Here is a 16,046-nt window from a genome sequence, read left to right as displayed (position 1 = left end):
CCGGGCGGCGGACGAGGGTCCGCTACCCGGGAAACGTAACGCCGACGGCGGCTCTCCTCTGCCGGGGCACGCCGGACCGCGAGGCGAGGCGGCGTTGTCCACGCTGTTGACAGGCGCCCGTCGGCGTTCCCAAATGATCATTGACCCGGCCCGCGYCGCCGCTGACCGGCACCGCGAGGGTCGAACCGGGCGACTCGCCGGGATCGGGCGCCATAGGCTGACGCGCCATGGAACTGTGGGAGCTGGTCGCGCGCGAGCAGGTACGGGACACGGTGGCGACGTACAGCCACAGCGGCGACCGGCTTCTGCTCGACGATCTCGCGGCCTGTTTCACCGCCGACGGCGTGCTGGAGACCAAGGGCGGCTGGACGGCCCGCGGCCGAGCGGAGATCATCGCCCGGCTTTCCGGGGTGCAGGCCCTGACCGCCGCCACCACGGCGCCAAGGCCGGGCTCCGGTCTTGGCGGCGTCGGTGGCCTCGGGGCCGAGGTCGGTGCGCCGGCAGGCAACGGCGCCGCGCCGGCGGGCAGCGGTCCGGCGGCGGGTAGGGCGTTCATTCGACACTTCGTCGCGAATCTGCGGTTCGACTCAGTGACGCCCGAGCGGATCACCACGTCGGCCTACTTCGCCGTGCTGACGGCCACCGGCCCGGACCACTGGGGCCGTTATCGCGACATCCTGGTCCCGGCCGAGGGGCGGTGGCTGTTCGCCCACCGTCTCGTCCGCACCGATGCCTACACCCCTGGCTCGCCCTTCCGCGCTCCCGACGAGCCGGCCGCCCGCTGAGGTGTGCGTCCCCGCCAGCCTTAGCCGGCGTCTTCGGGGGCGAAGCCGGAGAGGGCCGGGACGGCCGGGATGAAGTAGTAGGCGCCGCTGACCGGGGTGGTGAACCGGGTCAGCGCGTCGCGCAGGCCGTCCTCGGTGGCGCCCGCCATGCGGCGCAGCATGAGGTCGAGGATGCGTTGCTCGGCGGCGAAGCCGACGAACATCGTGCCGTGGTCGGTGACCGTGCCGTAGGCGGTGTTGCGGCGGAAGATCTTCAGCTCCTCGCCGTCCTCCTCGACGACGGTGCGCGAGACGTGCGAGGTCGCCGGCATGACGGACTCGTCGAGCTCGACGCTGTCGGCCTTGGTGCGGCCGATGACCTTCTCCTGCTCGGTGACACCGATCGCCGCGAAGCTCGCCGTGTCGTGCGTCCACTTCTGGAACAGCAGCACGCTGCCGCCGGCACCCGGCCCGTCGGGGACGATCGCGACGCCGGGCGCCGCCAGCATCGACGGGTTCTCGGTGCCGTCGATGAAGCCGGTGAGGTCGCGGTCGTGGGCGTACACCCAGCCACCGACCTCGGTGGCGACCGTGGCGACGCCGTCGAGCGCGCTGATCACGTCGAGGCCGTTGGTGTAGACGGCGGTCCGGTTGGCCCCGGCGATCCACAGCAGGGCGTCGTGCTGGGTGGCGGGCATCTCGAAGCCGTCGGCACCGACGATCGGCTCGTTGAAGCCGGTGACGCCGGCGGGCAGGCCATCGGGCGCGACCTGCGCCCACAGTTCCGGCCGGAACCCGACCACCAGGTTGACGCCACCCCCGGTCGACAGCGGCCCGACCAGCCCCGCGACCGCCTTCGCCAGGTCCACCGCGGAAATGCCGTCCCGGAGGTCGAACTCCAGGTAGCTGTGCTCCGGCGCCCCAAGCCCGAAGATCCCCGGCTGCGTCACTGATCCGCCCTTCCCATCGACGTCACGTGCCGTCCGGCTTGTCCCCGGTATGGCTGACCCTGCGACGTTACCGTGCACGGACCAGGCGACTTCTCGCGGTGGCGCGGAGCTGGGTCGGGCTCGCCCGGAACGGTGACCGAAGGCCGTGGGCACGGCGGCGGGTGGCCGTCGCTACACCTCGAACAACGGGACCTCGCCCGGCATCGGCTGGTCCAGAACGCGGCGAAGCCGCAGGACCGCCCGCCGCCAGTCCTCGGCGCCCGCGGCCTCCGACCACAGCTCGGCCAGTTCGGAGCCGTCGGAGAGCACCCTGTCCAGCGCCTCGACCGCGAGCGAGCGAAGGTCGGCGGGGAACGCGGGCAGCGGCTCCAGCGGCCAGCGGGCGTCGCTGACCGGCTCGCCACCCGGACACTGCGCGGCGATCAGCGCCGCCGCGACGACGACGTGCGAGCCGTCGTCGATGGCGGGGTGGTGCTCGCCGTCGACGACCCGCGCCAGCAACCGTTCGACCAGATCGACCCGGTTCTCGGCCGGCGCGTCGAGGAGGTCATCGACAAAGTCGAGCGCGCCGTCGTTGTCGAAGTGTCCCGGTCCCCACGCACCCACAGCGGTCTCCTTGTGTTCGGCGCTGCCGGGTGATTGTCGCGGTCGCTACCGACACTTTTCGCCGGTCTTCCTGGCCGTGTCGGGGCGAGAACCGATGGTCGGCCTGGTCCACGGTTCCCGTGGACGTGCCGACGCTACCTGCCAGCACCGGGACAAGTGCCGTGCCTCCCAAGGATGATTCGTCGACACAAATCGGCCGCGACTATGGCGGACCCGGCGACCGGACCCGGCGACCGGGCCCGCCGGATCAGCCTGGCCGATCTGAAGCGGATTCTGGGGCGGCCTCCGAATCGGTACGCGGCGCCAGCCAGTCGGGCCACGGTACGGGTGGGTTGGGTAGCGGTTGGACGCCCTGCCTGGTCAGGAGCTCGGTAAATCCCGTGGGGTCAGCGGGCACGGCCCGTGGGTCCCCGGTCATGATCTCGTAGAGGGTGGCGCCTTCGGGCCCGGCCACCAGTGGTCCGAAGACCGCGCCGTGCTCCAGGGTGATGTGCGTGCCCGCGGGGCAGGGGCGGTCGCCGATGAGGACCTCGCCGGCGACGACGAAGACGAAGTGGTCCGACAGGTGGCCGTGTCGCTCGACGATCATCCCCGGGTCGTAGCGGGCGTAGATGACCATCCGTTCCCCTGACCACTCGAGGAACTTCTCCCAGACCGACACCCGCCGCCCGTCGGCGTGCGTCTGCGCCTTCACCTCGTTCCACGGCACGTCCCCCACTGAGACGATCTTTACCTCCGGCTTCGCTTCCGGCACCGTTCCCCCTTCCTGATCCCAGGGCTTTGACGCCAGGCCATCCCGCCGTCGCGGCGATGGGTGTGGCGTGGGTCTCGACAGGTCGCTCGGCGAAAAGTAACTTTCCGAAAAGCGATTCGCAATCCTCGCCTCGCACGGAGCACGCCGCACAGCGCAAGGGGGAATGGCCATGGCCGTCATCGACACCACCGCGCCCACGACCGTCACCGGACCGGTCACCCCGGCCCCGGAGGAACTGCCGAAGATCATTTCCGTGGACGACCACATCCTGGAGCCGCGCGACCTGTGGCAGCGGGAGCTGCCGGCGGCGATGCGTGACCGTGGGCCGAAGGTGGTGCGGGAGAAGCTCAAGCTGCACTTCGCCGGCGGCCACTACGGCTTCGAGCGCGACGCGCCCGACGGCCACTGGTGCGACCTGTGGCTCTACGGCGACCTCGTCTACCCGACCGGCCTGCTGCACGCCTCGGCCGGGGTACCGCCGGCCGAGGTCAAGAACCTCCCCGCCATCTACGAGGACTTCCGGCCGGGCACCTACGAGCGCGACGCCCGCCTCGCCGACATGGACGCCAACCATGTCGAGGCGGCCATCAACTTCCCGAACACGTTCCCGCGGTTCTGCGGCCAGGGCTTCTCCGAGCGGCCGGACAAGGACGTGGCGCTCGCCTGCATCCAGATCTACAACGACTGGATGATCGACGAATGGGCGGGCGGCGCCGGGCGGGGCCGGTTGATCCCGCTGTCGCTCATCCCGTTGTGGGATCCCGAGCTCGCCGCCGCCGAGGTGCGCCGGTGCGCGGCGAAGGGCTCCTACGCGGTGTCGTTCTCCGAGAACCCGAGCAAGCTCGGGTTCGACTCCATCCACTCCGGCGCGTGGGACCCGCTGTTCCAGGCCTGCGAGGAGACCGGAACCGTCGTGACGATGCACATCGGCTCGTCGTCGACGCTGCCGTCGACGTCCCCGGACGCGCCGCTGGCGGTCAGCATGTCGCTTTCCTCGCAGAACGCCGAGGGGTCGCTGTGCGACTGGATCTTCTCCGGCACGCTCGACCGATTCCCGAGCCTGACGATCGTCTACGCCGAGAGTCAGGTCGGCTGGATGCCATACCTGCTGGAGCGGATGGACCTCGTCTGGAAGGGTGGCGTCGGTGGCGGAGCCACCCTGCCGAACCCGCCGAGCAGCTACATCAAGGGCCGCGTCTACGGCTGCCTGTTCGACGACCAGCACGGGCTGATCTCGCGGAACGAGGTCGGACTCGACCAGATCGTCTTCGAGACCGACTACCCGCACACCGACGGCACCTGGCCGAACTCCCGCGCCGTCGCCCACCGCCTGTGCGCGGGCGCCGGCATGGACGCGGGCGAGGTCCGCAAGTTCGTCCGCGGCAACGCCATCCGCGCCTTCGGCCTCGAACGCTTTGGGATCAAGGAATGACGCCGACGGGCGCTACAGTCGGCCGGGATGGCTGAGAGCGCGGTGACCAGAACGGACCTGGCGGGGCCAACCCAGGCGGCGGGGCCGGCGGGCGAGCCCAGGTGGGTGGACGAGGTCGGCCTGACCGGGGGAGCCGGCCTGCTCGCCAGGCTGGTTCGGCTCAACATGCTCGTCTCGACCGCGCTCGAGGGTCTGGTTGAACCGTTCGGCCTGACGGTGGCCGACTACCTGGTTCTCGGCACCATCCGGCACTCGCCCGGTGGACGAGGCGCGCCGAGCCGCCTGTGCCGGGTGCTCGGCCGCACGAGCGGCGGCATGACGCTCACCCTCGACCGGCTCGCCGCCGCGGGCCTGGTCCACCGGGCCCCCGACCCGACGGACCGCCGCCGCGTCGTCGTCCGGCTCACCGACGTCGGCGACGCCCTGAGCCGCGGCGTCAACGACCGGCTCCACGAGTGGGAGGACGCCTTGTCGCTGCCCGCGGGCCTGCGCGCCGAGCTCGACCACACCCTCGACACCCTCATCGACGCGGTGACTCCCGACCGACCGCGCTGAGCTGTCCGGCGTCCATACCCGCGCGGTGCGAGCGCGGCCGGCGTTCGCTCAGGTGTGGACGCCGTCGACGTAGACGTCGACCTTCTCGTCGTAGAAGCAGACCAGGCCCGCGACGCGGATGCTCTCCAGCAGCGGGGCCGGGTAGTACCAGACGACGTCCTCGTGGACCTTGCCGTTGACCTCGACCCCGTAGTAGCTGGCCGTGCCCTTGTACGGGCAGCCGGTGCTGGTGGACGACCCGCGGAGCAGCTCGGTGCGGACGTCGCTCAGCGGGAGGTAGTAGCGGGGGCGGATGTTGGTCTCGAACAGCACGGTCGGGCGGGTCGACTCGGCGACCGTCACCCCGTCGATCTCGACCCGGACGTGCCGGGAGCTGGAGAGGATGTCGACCCGGTGGAAGGGGTTGCGGGCGTGGACGTAGACCGGCTCGTCCTCCTCCAGCCAGGTGTCAAAAGAGTCCCAGTCGAGCCGGACCATGTCGCGCAGCTCCGGGAACGGCGAGTCCGGGTAGGTCAGGGCGGCCCCGGCCGCGCGGTGCTCACCCGCGACCACGTCGTGGCGGTGCGCGTCGCCGCGGCTGGGGGAGCGCACGATCTCCCCGGTGGGCTCCAGCGTGGCCTTCAGATCGGCCAGCGGCAGGTAGTAGACGGGGTAGTGCGGGCCTTCCCAGACCAGCAGCGGCCGGACCGTGTCGACGACGACCACACCGCCCAGCAGTGGCCGTACCCGCTTGTGCGCCTGCTCGACCCGAACCCGCCCGCGCGCGCCCGACGCTGCCGCTGATCCCTTGCCTGTCGCGGGTGCGCCGGCGTCCGCCGACGGTTGTGCTGTGGCCGGGTTGGCTGTCGTCTCGGTCGTAGTGGTCGTCGGTTCAGTGGTCGTCATGCGTTACTCCTCCGTCGATCCGCTACCTAGGTAACGGCACCCCCAAGAGCAACCTTCCACGGAACGCCGCCACAGGCCTCCCGCGGGTGGGTGACCGTGGGCCAGGGATCAAGAAGTGGACTATCTGGTCCATAAAGAGCTAGCGTCAGCGGATGGCGCTCACCACGAAGGGGCAGGCGACCCGGCAACGGATCATCGAGGGCGCGGCTGTGTACCTGCGCGGCGACGACCCCGGCGAGGCGACCCTCGACGACATCCGCGCCATCACGGGCACGAGCAAGGGCCAGATCTTCCACTACTTCCCGGGCGGCAAGGAGGAGCTGCTGCTCGCGGTGGCGCGGTACGAGTCGGAGCGGGTCCTCGCCGACCAGCAGCCGCACCTCGGCGCGCTGACCTCATGGGCGGCCTGGGAGCGCTGGCGGGACGCGGTCCTGGCCCGCTACCGGGCACAGGGACGCAACTGTCCCCTGGGGTCGCTGATGAGCCAGGTCGGCGGCACACCGGGCGCGGCCGAGGTCACCGGCACCCTGCTGGCGAACTGGCGGGCCCACATCCGGCGCGGTATCGAGCAGATGCAGGCTGCCGGCGAGATCCGCCCGCGCCTCGACGCCGACCGGGTCGCCGCTGCCTTCGTCGCCGGCATCCAGGGTGGGGTCCAGGTGCTCAGGTCGTCCGGGAGCACCTGGCACCTGGAGGCGACACTGGACGCGCTGATCGACCACCTGCGCGGCGTCTGAGCTCCGCGCCGCGGCCGACAGCCGCTGGCGTCAGCGCCGGGCGGGCCAGGCGGGCCGGGCAAGATTTTTGGACTTGCGGGTCCAAAAATATCTCCGTAGCTTCGCCCGCATGTCACAGCGACTCGAACACAGGACGGCACTCGTCACCGGATCCACCAGCAACATCGGCCGGTCCATCGCGGTCGCCTTCGGTGCCGAAGGCGCCCACGTCATCGTCTCCGGGCGCGACGACACTCGCGGCAAGGCGGTGGTCGCCCAGATCCGCGCCGCGGGCGGCACCGCCGACTACCTCCACGCCGACCTCGACGGCACGGCGAGCGCCAGCAGGTCACTCGCCGACGCGGCGAGCGACCTGCTGGGCGGGCGCATCGAAATCCTGGTCAACAACGCGGGCATCTATCCGCCGGCGACCACCCTGACCGCGGACGACGCGATGTTCGACCGGGTATACGCCGTCAACGTCAAGGCGCCGTTCTTCCTCACCCAGGCTGTCGCGCCGCGGATGGTCGCCGCGGGCGGCGGGGTCATCATCAACCTCGGTTCCTGGGGTGCCCGGCTCGGCCTTCCTGTCGGCGCCCTCTACGCGTCGACCAAGGGTGCGCTGGAGACGCTCACCCGCGCCTGGTCCGCCGAGTTCGGGCCCCAGGGCGTGCGGGTCAACGCCATCTCCCCGGGGGTCATCGCCGATCCCGACCGGGATCCCGCCGTCGAGCATCCCGCCGACGCGCTCATGCTCGGCACGCCCGCCGGGTCACCCGGGCACCCCGACGCCATCGGCGCGGCGGCCGTCTACCTCGCGTCCGAGGACGCGGCCTTCGTGCACGGAACGGTCATGGACGTCGACGGCGGCCGCACCGGGGTCACCGTCATCGCGGGACCCAACCCTTTCCGCGCCGACGGCTAGCCGGGGCGTCCGGCGGCTACTTCGCGGCGGGCGGCTGGTCGATGCGGACCAGGTTTCCGGAAGGGTCGCGGACGGCGCAGTCCCGGGTGCCCCATGGCTGGTCGGTCGGCTCCTGCACGATCTCGGCACCCGAGGCGCGGATCTTCTCGAAAATGGCGTCGAGATCGTCGCTGTGGAAGTGGACGCCGTTCATGGCGCCCTTGGCGACGAGAGCGGTGATCGCGTCGCCGTCGGCGGGGCTACCGGCCAGGTAGTTCGTGAGGACGATCTCGACGCCGGGCTGGGCGGCCGAGCCGACGGTGATCCAGCGGAAGCCCTCGCGGGCGACGTCGTTGCGCAGCTCGAGGCCGAGCGCGTCGCGGTAGAAGGCCAGCGAGAGGTCCGGGTCCTGCACCTGGACGAAGCAGCGAGCAAGTGTGAGATCCATGTCCGCAACGCTAGGGCGCCGGCGTCGGGAGTGCTTCTCCGATCCTGCTCGGACCACGGCTGGGGCGGGTGAGGTCCTTCGCGACGCAGCCCGGCACGTTCGCGAGCGCGCTGTGGTCCCGGGCCCGGTAGGCCGTCGGCGTCTCGCCCACCAGCTCGGTGAAACGCGCGCTGAACGAGCCGAGCGACGTACACCCGACCGCCATGCAGACGTCGGTGACCGACATGTCGCCGCGGCGCAGCAGCGCCTTCGCCCGCTCGATGCGCCGCGTCATCAGATAGGAGTAGGGCGTCTCCCCGTACGTCGCGCGGAACTGCCGGGAGAAGTGCGCGTTCGACATCAGCGCGGCGCGAGCGAGCGCGGCGACGTCGAGCGGGCTCGCGTACTCGCGGTCCATCAGATCGCGGGCGCGACGCAGGTGCGCGAGGTTGGCGAGCTCCTCCGGCGTCACGAACCCCAGCGTAACAACGCGAGCGTGACGCCCCGTTGATCGCGCCGCCACTCGCCGCGGGCCTCGCGGCGCCCGTCACCCGGAGCGCCCGCCCCATCCCGGCAGGCCACATCGGGGCTCCGCCCCGCCCGTCGGCCCCAACCCCACCTGCCTCGACGAAGGCCACCGCCGCCCGGGCCGGGCGCTCAGCGCCCGACGTAGGCGGCGAGGTGCTCGCCGGTGAGGGTGCAGCGGGCGGCGACGAGGTCGGCGGGGGTGCCCTCGAAGACGATCCGGCCGCCGTCGTGGCCGGCGCCGGGGCCGAGGTCGATGATCCAGTCGGCGTGGGCCATGACCGCCTGGTGGTGCTCGATGACGATGACCGACTTGCCGGCGTCGACGAGCCGGTCGAGCAGGCCGAGCAACTGCTCGACGTCGGCGAGGTGCAGGCCGGTGGTCGGCTCGTCGAGGACGTAGACGCCCCCCTTGTCGGCCATCCGGGTGGCGAGTTTCAGGCGCTGGCGCTCACCGCCGGACAGGGTGGTGAGCGGCTGGCCGAGGCTGAGGTAGCCGAGCCCGACGTCGGCGAGCCGGCCCAGGATGCTGTGCGCGGCCGGCGTGTGCGCCTCGCCGGCACCGAAGAACTCCTCCGCCTCGGTCACCGGCATCGCGAGCACCTCGCTGATGTCGCGGCCCCCGAGGTGGTATTCGAGCACCGACGCCTGGTACCGCTTCCCCTCGCACTCCTCGCAGGTGGTGGCGACGCCGGCCATCATCGCCAGGTCGGTGTAGATGACGCCGGCGCCGTTGCAGGCGGGGCAGGCACCCTCGGAGTTGGCGCTGAACAACGCCGGCTTCACGCCGTTCACCTTGGCGAACGCCTTGCGGATCGGGTCGAGCAGACCGGTGTAGGTCGCCGGGTTGCTCCGCCGCGAGCCGCGGATCGGGGTCTGGTCGACCGACACCACCCCGTCCCGGCCGGACACCGAGCCATGGATGAGCGAGCTCTTGCCCGAGCCCGCGACCCCGGTGACGACGACCAGCACGCCCTGCGGGATGTCGACGTCGACATCCCGCAGGTTGTGGGCGTCGGCGCCGCGGATCTCCAGTGCTCCCAACGGCGTGCGCACCGACGACTTGAGGGAGGCCCGGTCGTCCAGGTGCCGCCCGGTGAGCGTCCCGCTGGCCCGCAGCCCGTCGACGGTGCCCTCGAAACAGACGGTGCCGCCGGCCGTACCCGCGCCGGGGCCGAGGTCGACGACGTGGTCGGCGATCGCGATGACCTCCGGCTTGTGCTCCACGACGAGGACGGTGTTGCCCTTGTCGCGCAGCCGCAGCAGGAGGTCGTTCATCCGCGCGATGTCGTGCGGGTGCAGCCCGATGGTCGGCTCGTCGAAGACGTAGGTGACGTCGGTCAGCGACGACCCGAGGTGACGGATCATCTTGGTGCGCTGCGCCTCGCCACCGGACAGGGTCCCGGTGGCGCGATCGAGCGAGAGGTAGCCCAGGCCGATGTCGGTGAACGAGTCGAGGGCGTGCCGCAGCGCCGCGAGCAGCGGCGCCACGGAGGGCTCGTCGAGGCCGCGCACCCACTCGGCCAGGTCACTGATCTGCATCGCGCAGGCGTCGGCGATGCTGATGCCGTTGATCTTCGACGACCGGGCCGCCTCGGACAGCCGGGTGCCGCCGCACTCGGGGCAGACGGTGAACGTCACCGCCCGCTCGACGAACGCGCGGACGTGCGGCTGCAGGGAGTCGATGTCCTTGGAGAGATGCGACTTCTGGATTCGCGGGATCAGCCCCTCGTAGGTCAGGTTGACGTTGTCGACCTTGATCCTGCGGGCCTCGCCGTACAGGAACTCCTCGCGCTGCTTCCTGGTGAACCTGGCGATGGGTATGTCGGCGGGCACCACCGCGGCGAAGATCCGGCCGAACCAGCCGTCGGCGCTGTAGCCCGGCACGGTGATCGCACCCTCGGACAGCGACTTGCTCTCGTCGAACAGCTGCGCCAGGTCGATGTCGGACACCGACCCCATGCCCTCGCAGCGGGGGCACATGCCGCCGATGCGGTTGAAGGTCGCCTTCACGGTCTTCTTGGCACCGCGCTCGACGGTGATCGCGCCACTCGCCCGGACCGAGGCGACGTTGAAGGAGAACGCGTTCGGCGAGCCGACATACGGCTTGCCGAGGCGGCTGAAGACGATCCGCAGCATCACGCCCGCGTCGGTGGCGGTGCCGACCGTGGAGCGTGGGTTGCCACCCATCCGCTCCTGGTCGACGATGATCGCCGTCGTCAGGCCCTCCAGCAGGTCGACCTCGGGCCGCGCCAGCGTCGGCATGAAGCCCTGCACGAAGGTGCTGTAGGTCTCGTTGATCAGCCGCTGTGACTCGGCGGCGATCGTGCCGAACACCAGCGAGCTCTTGCCCGAGCCGGAGACGCCGGTGAACACTGTGAGGCGGCGCTTCGGGATCTCGATACTGACGTCCTTGAGGTTGTGCTCGCGCGCACCCCGCACCCGGATCAGATCGTGGCTGTCGGCGTCGCGGCCGCCGGCGCCGCGCTGCGCGGGTGCCCGCGTGTCCGTCCTCGTGGCCGTGCTCATCGTGTCTCCATGAAAGTCACGCTAGCGAGAGCACGACAGTCCGTGCTTCTCGATTCCTGACCGATCCGGCCCCGACGGGTCCGGCAGACCGTCTCGTGACGCGTGGCGGCCAGACGCGTGGTCCGGCACGGCGTCGTCATGGGATCTCCGGCGGCGAGGAGCGCCGGGTGTTGGCGCGGAACGTGGTTGTCAGGCACCGACGTGGATGTGAGACGCCCATACCAGGGGCATGCGAGCCCACCTCCCGCGGGACGCGCGGGCGGCGGCGTGGACGGCGGTGGAGACGTCTCCACCCTCGGCGAGGGCACCGTAGATGTCCTCGGCGATGTAGGCGGCGTGCTGGTCGCCGATCGGCCACAGCGTGGCGATCACATGCCGGTAACCGGCGAGCTGGAACGCGGAGGCCAGATGGATCGCCTCGTCGGCCAGCGGGCCCCCGGGCCGGGCGGTGGAACAGGCCGACAGGAATGCCAGTTCGACGTCGTGCAGGCGTAGCCGGGCGACGTCGAGCACGGAGAGTGGCCGGACCCGGTGGTCGGCCAGCAGGAGCCGGCCGGCCGAGGGGGCGTCCAGATCGGCGGTGGCGTGGCAGGCGAAATGCGCCCATCTGGCGGTCGGCAGTCGGCTGAGGACCGCCTGCCGGGTGGCCCGCGTGCCGGTCAGCAGGTCGACCTGGCCGGGGAACCGGGCCCGCAGGGCGGCGGTCTCGACCTCGGCGCCGGGCAGGTCGGAGGCGCCGGGGGTGTGTGGCATGGCCACCGCCACCATCCGCCCACGGCCGAGTTCGACACGGCCGCCAGCGTCCACGGGGCTGGCAGCGCGGGCGTGCGCCAGGGCGCGGACAGTCGGGGTGTAGGACGAGATCACCCTGTCCAGGACCGTGGCCGCGGCCAACCCGGACGGGGCGCGGTGATACCCGGCGGCGTGCACCGGCAAGAACGACAACAGATCTGAGGTACACCACCACAGCCGCGGCCACCGGCCACCGTCACCCGGCGGGCCGACGATGCCCAGCCGGTCTAGGACCGGACCGGCGAGGACGTCCCACAGCCAGCCGAGGATCTCACCTATCCGCTCCTGCGCCGCGACGCGGGAAGAGGCCTGGCCGTCCAGCGCCGCGAGGAGGGCGACGACCTGGTCGTACACGGTCTGCGGGGTCAGCCCGGCCAGCCGCACCGCGTCCACCCCGCCGCCGGTCAGGAGCAGCGCGTACGAACCGAACTCCGAGACCGCCACGATTACCACCGGGCCGTTGGAGGCGGTCACCAGCAGTTCGGCGGCCGGTGGCGGTCGAAGGAACCGTTCGAACCCATCGAGGCCGCGGATGTTCGCGATCAGGTCGTCGAACGCCACGCCCGCCGCCCGCCGTTCGGTGCCGGTCGGCGCGGACGGACCCTCACCAGGCTCGGTCCGCCCCGGTCCTGCCTGGTCGTCGGCCCGGTCCAGAACGTCGCGCAGGTTGGTGAACGACGCCGCCAGCTCCGGATGCCGCTCCGCCAGGGCGGTCAGGTCGGTGCGGGTGTCCAGCGCCTGGCCCAGCAGCACCCCTCGGCCCTGCTCGAACAGCTCCACCGCCCGTTCGACCAGACCGACTCGCAGGCAGCAGGCCGCCGCGTCCGCGCCCAAGCCCGCGAGCTCCGCCAGCAGATGCTCCTGATCGCGGCGTGCCAGGCGGCGCGGCGCCACCTGTCCCAGCAGCTCGATCGCCGTCGTGAACCCCGTCATCGCCTCCGACCATCGCCCGCCGCCCGCCGCCGCGAGGCCCCAGCCGCGCGCCGCACCCGCTCGAATCCGTGGCGGCGCCCCCAACGTCTCGGCGGCCGCCTGGTAGGCGTCGATCGCGGCGTCGAGGTCCGCCGGACGTCCGCCCCGCTCGAACCGGGTCTGCAACGAGTCGGCGAGGTTGGACAGGCGCCCCGCGCGGTCGGGGTGGTCGGGTGGGGTGGCGGCGACGGCTGCCTGGGCGGCCTGGATCGCGTCGTCCAGGTCTGCCTGCCGTCCGCCCTGCTCGAACCTGGTGCGAAGGGCGACGCCGAGATTGGACAGCATCGCGGCGCGGTCGGGGTGGTCGGGTGGGGTGGTATCCACCGCTCCCTGTCCGGCCTCGATCGCGCCATCCAGGTCGGCTGGCTGTCCACCTCGCTCGAACCTGGTGCGAAGGGCGATGCCGAGATTGGACAGCATCGCGGCGCGACGGGGGTGGTCGGGTGGGGTGGTCTCCACGGCCGCTTGTCCGGCCTCGATCGCGGCGTCCAGGTCCGCTAGGTCGCCATGGTGCCCGAACCGCGTTTGTAGGACGACACTGAAATGGTCCAGCCGCTGGCCGCGACTGGGATGATCGATATGGGTGGCATCCACTGTGATCTGGCCGGCCTCGATCGCGGCCTCCAGGTCCGCCAACTCCCCGGTCCATTGGAACCTGGTGTGAAGCGCGGTACCAAGGTTGGCCAGTATCGCGGCKAGGTTGGGGTGGTCGGACGGGGTGGCCTCCACGGCGACCCGAAAGGCCTCGATCGCGTTGTCCAGGTCCGCCAACACCCCGCCTTGGCGGAACCGGGTCCAGAGGGCGCCCCCAAAGGTGGACTGCAGCACGGCGCGGTTGAGGTCGTCGGGTGAGACGGCGTCCGCCGCGGTCTGGCCGGCCTCGATCGCGGCATCCAGGTCCGCCAGCTCCCCGGTCCGCTCGAACCGGGTCAGCAGGGCATTGGTGACGTTGGACAGCATCGCGGCGCGGTCGGGGTGGTCGCCGGGGACGGCGTCCAGTGCCTGTCGGAACAGGTCGATGGCCCCGTCAAGCGCGGACGGGTCGCCTGTCCGCATCGTCGCCTCCATCAGGTCGACAGCGCGGTCGGACAGGAGCTGGGGAGTATCGGTGGCGCCGTGTCGCTGCTCGTCGAAGTAGGCGCGCACCTCGTCGGGGACGGCGTCCGGGTGGGCCTCGTACACCGGTTCGAGAAATGCCAGTGCGGTCTCGAGGTCCTGCTGGTCCTCGCCGGTGTCGGGGGCCCAGTAACGCGCGAAGTGCAGCCATCCGACTGCCCGCGCGATCTCCAGGTCCGCGGCCGGGTCGGAGACCGTCTCCAGCAACGCCGCTACTTCGGCCAACGCCTCAGGGTCCAAGACAGTCGCCGGATTCTGGTCGATCTCAAACTGGTCCAGTCGTGCCCACAGCCGCGCGATTAAACGCTCCCGCATTCCTCGTCGCCCCCGTGTTGCCCGTCGGGCCGCATCTTCGCGACATCCGCGCTCCGATGCCGAAGCCGTCATGAACAGTTGCGTTCACGTTATCGGTGACGTTGGCGGCGTGGCAGCACTACTGGAGCGGAAGCGGCTTGAACGGGACCGTCGTGATCAAGCCGATGCCCCCATCACCAGACCGACCATCACCAGACCGACCCACCCGTGATGACCGCCGCGCCCATGGAGCTCGATGGGACTGGCCACGCGCGGCAGCCCGAGACCGGTCCGGGCCCTGGACGGTCGCTTGTCTGATCCATCGACAGGCGGTCGAGGGGATGCTCAGGGAAACGGGTGCCGGCGGGCGACCGTGGACCGCCCGCCGGCACTGGATGGCTCTTCGCTGACCGCTTCTCAGGGACCGGTTACTTCTTGAGGACCTGGCCGCAGGCGAGTTTGCTCGTGACGTCGTACTTCGTTCCGTTCAGCTGCACGAGCGACCCGCAGGGCGCGTTGACGACGTGGTTGAGGGGGTACCGGGTCTGCGGTACCGCGCCGTCGACGTAGTAGCTGTAGTCGCTGTTCAGGGTCTTCAGGAAGCTGTCGACGGTGAGGTCCTTGCCGGTCTTGGTGGCGGCGTCGACGAACATGTCGGCGGCCCAGTAGCCGGCCATGGTGGGCAGGCTGAGCGTGGCGTCGGGGGCGTACTTCTTGAAGTCGGCGACGAGCTGCTGGACGCCGGCCGACGAGGTGTCCTCGGTCGGTGACCACTGCAGCAGGGCGTAGGACTTCTGCAGCCCGGCGAAGTTGGCGGCGGCCAGTCGTGGGTCGTAGCCGACGGCGGAGATGTGCTTGCCGGGGAAGCCGGCCGCGCCCAGTGCCTGGATCAGCTTGGTGGTCGAGGTGAAGTCGGTGACGTAGAGGACCACCTGCGGGGGCGCGCCGCTGGCGGCCGTCATGATCTTGCTGACGATCGGGGTGGCGTCGGTGAGGCCGGAGTCGGGGATCGGGTTCTCGGCGTAGACGACCTTCGCGCCTACGGACTGGACCTGGAGTTTGATGTCGGACAGGCCGGTGCGGGCCGAGTCGTCGTCGTTGCCGATGAGCGCGACCGTGCGGCCCTGGGCGTCGCCGTCGAAGAGGTTCTGGATCATCACGCCGTACAGCGAGGACGTGCTCACGGTCAGGTTGGTGAGGCAGCCGGTGATGCCGAAGCCGACCGTGTTGCCGCAGTAGCCGCCGTTGAAGCCCCAGCCGAAGAACGGCACGGCCTCGGAGCAGAAGGTGTCGAGGTAGCTGGCGGAGCTGGTCATCTCGGGGACGACGGCGAAGACCTTCTCCTGGTCGGCGAGGACCTTGGCCTGGCTGGCGTTGCGGCTCGAGTCGTTGCCGTCGTCGAGCGTGCCGATGTAGTCGATCTTGCGGCCGTTGATGCCGCCGGCGTCGTTGGCCCGGTCGAAGCGGACCTTGGCGCCGATCTCGGTGCCGGCCATGGTGCTGCCGCTGGGGCTGGTCAGGTAGGCGAGGCCGCCGACCTTGATGGAGGTGTCGGTGACGCCGCGGGCTGGGTCGGCGGCGGTCTGGCCGCACTTCAGCGAGCTCGCGTCTACCGTGATGCCGCCGTCACTCCAGTCGGACGGCGGGACGGCCTTGATGGCGCCGGCGGCGACGGTCGGGCCGCTGCTCGTCGTCGTGGAACCGCCGTCGCCACCGCAGGCGGCGAGGCCCGTGGTCAGGGCCGTCGCGGCGGCGAGGACGGTCATGAGCCGCAGGGCTCGCATCGGGAACTCCCTCGTATGACCGACGCGCCCGCCAGCGGCGA

General features: G+C 71.0%; 14 protein-coding genes. 5 read left to right on the top strand and 9 right to left on the bottom strand.

The window, feature by feature from the left end; genetic code table 11:
- The first annotated feature begins 227 nt into the window (after positions 1 to 227).
- On the top strand, positions 228 to 785 hold the full coding sequence (locus BCD49_RS04170) for a nuclear transport factor 2 family protein (RefSeq protein WP_007509516.1): 558 nt from the start codon (positions 228 to 230) through the stop codon (positions 783 to 785).
- Between the two features lie 20 nt (positions 786 to 805).
- Here BCD49_RS04170 and BCD49_RS04165 read toward each other — a convergent pair whose 3' ends face one another.
- From BCD49_RS04165 to BCD49_RS04155, 3 genes are all read right to left on the bottom strand, one after another.
- A complete protein-coding gene (locus tag BCD49_RS04165; RefSeq protein WP_007509518.1) occupies positions 806 to 1,714 on the bottom strand; it encodes a Dyp-type peroxidase in 909 nt (302 codons plus the stop codon).
- A 171-nt stretch (positions 1,715 to 1,885) separates the two neighbouring features.
- Positions 1,886 to 2,320, bottom strand: a complete 435-nt coding sequence (locus BCD49_RS04160) for a DUF4259 domain-containing protein (RefSeq protein WP_007509519.1) — start codon at positions 2,318 to 2,320, stop codon at positions 1,886 to 1,888.
- Positions 2,321 to 2,567: 247 nt separating this feature from the next.
- On the bottom strand, positions 2,568 to 3,074 hold the full coding sequence (locus BCD49_RS04155) for a hypothetical protein (RefSeq protein ID WP_007509520.1): 507 nt from the start codon (positions 3,072 to 3,074) through the stop codon (positions 2,568 to 2,570).
- Positions 3,075 to 3,243: 169 nt separating this feature from the next.
- Here BCD49_RS04155 and BCD49_RS04150 point away from each other — a divergent pair, with 169 nt between their 5' ends.
- Both BCD49_RS04150 and BCD49_RS04145 read left to right on the top strand, forming a co-directional pair.
- Complete coding sequence (locus BCD49_RS04150) at positions 3,244 to 4,506, top strand: amidohydrolase family protein (protein ID WP_007509522.1); 1,263 nt, start codon at positions 3,244 to 3,246, stop codon at positions 4,504 to 4,506.
- Positions 4,507 to 4,548: 42 nt separating this feature from the next.
- Positions 4,549 to 5,061, top strand: coding sequence for a MarR family winged helix-turn-helix transcriptional regulator (locus tag BCD49_RS04145; RefSeq protein ID WP_274535038.1), 513 nt, complete (start codon positions 4,549 to 4,551; stop codon positions 5,059 to 5,061).
- A gap of 48 nt (positions 5,062 to 5,109) precedes the next feature.
- Here BCD49_RS04145 and BCD49_RS04140 read toward each other — a convergent pair whose 3' ends face one another.
- Complete coding sequence (locus tag BCD49_RS04140; RefSeq protein ID WP_007509525.1) at positions 5,110 to 5,946, bottom strand: DUF427 domain-containing protein; 837 nt, start codon at positions 5,944 to 5,946, stop codon at positions 5,110 to 5,112.
- A 152-nt stretch (positions 5,947 to 6,098) separates the two neighbouring features.
- On the opposite strand from BCD49_RS04140, the gene BCD49_RS04135 reads away from it, so the two are divergent.
- Both BCD49_RS04135 and BCD49_RS04130 read left to right on the top strand, forming a co-directional pair.
- Positions 6,099 to 6,683: a TetR/AcrR family transcriptional regulator gene (locus BCD49_RS04135; RefSeq protein ID WP_007509526.1), complete on the top strand. Its 585-nt coding sequence runs from the start codon at positions 6,099 to 6,101 to the stop codon at positions 6,681 to 6,683.
- Positions 6,684 to 6,792: 109 nt separating this feature from the next.
- A complete protein-coding gene (locus tag BCD49_RS04130; RefSeq protein ID WP_007509527.1) occupies positions 6,793 to 7,587 on the top strand; it encodes an SDR family NAD(P)-dependent oxidoreductase in 795 nt (264 codons plus the stop codon).
- Between the two features lie 16 nt (positions 7,588 to 7,603).
- Here BCD49_RS04130 and BCD49_RS04125 read toward each other — a convergent pair whose 3' ends face one another.
- The 5 genes from BCD49_RS04125 to BCD49_RS04105 form a co-directional block, all read right to left on the bottom strand.
- Positions 7,604 to 8,014, bottom strand: coding sequence for a VOC family protein (locus tag BCD49_RS04125; protein ID WP_007509528.1), 411 nt, complete (start codon positions 8,012 to 8,014; stop codon positions 7,604 to 7,606).
- A gap of 10 nt (positions 8,015 to 8,024) precedes the next feature.
- Positions 8,025 to 8,465 (bottom strand): helix-turn-helix transcriptional regulator, encoded by a 441-nt coding sequence (locus BCD49_RS04120; RefSeq protein ID WP_007509530.1) that lies wholly within the window; start codon positions 8,463 to 8,465, stop codon positions 8,025 to 8,027.
- Positions 8,466 to 8,650: 185 nt separating this feature from the next.
- Positions 8,651 to 11,047: an ATP-binding cassette domain-containing protein gene (locus BCD49_RS04115; protein ID WP_007509531.1), complete on the bottom strand. Its 2,397-nt coding sequence runs from the start codon at positions 11,045 to 11,047 to the stop codon at positions 8,651 to 8,653.
- Between the two features lie 189 nt (positions 11,048 to 11,236).
- Positions 11,237 to 14,242: a CHAT domain-containing tetratricopeptide repeat protein gene (locus tag BCD49_RS04110; protein ID WP_007509533.1), complete on the bottom strand. Its 3,006-nt coding sequence runs from the start codon at positions 14,240 to 14,242 to the stop codon at positions 11,237 to 11,239.
- 407 nt (positions 14,243 to 14,649) lie between these two features.
- Complete coding sequence (locus BCD49_RS04105) at positions 14,650 to 16,005, bottom strand: ABC transporter substrate-binding protein (protein WP_007509535.1); 1,356 nt, start codon at positions 16,003 to 16,005, stop codon at positions 14,650 to 14,652.
- Positions 16,006 to 16,046: the final 41 nt, after the last annotated feature.

It is taken from the genome of Pseudofrankia sp. EUN1h (genome assembly GCF_001854645.1).
Classification (GTDB): domain Bacteria; phylum Actinomycetota; class Actinomycetes; order Frankiales; family Frankiaceae; genus Pseudofrankia; species Pseudofrankia saprophytica.
The sequence above is the reverse complement of the archived record's forward strand: the minus strand, read 5'-3'. Positions and strand labels throughout refer to the sequence as shown.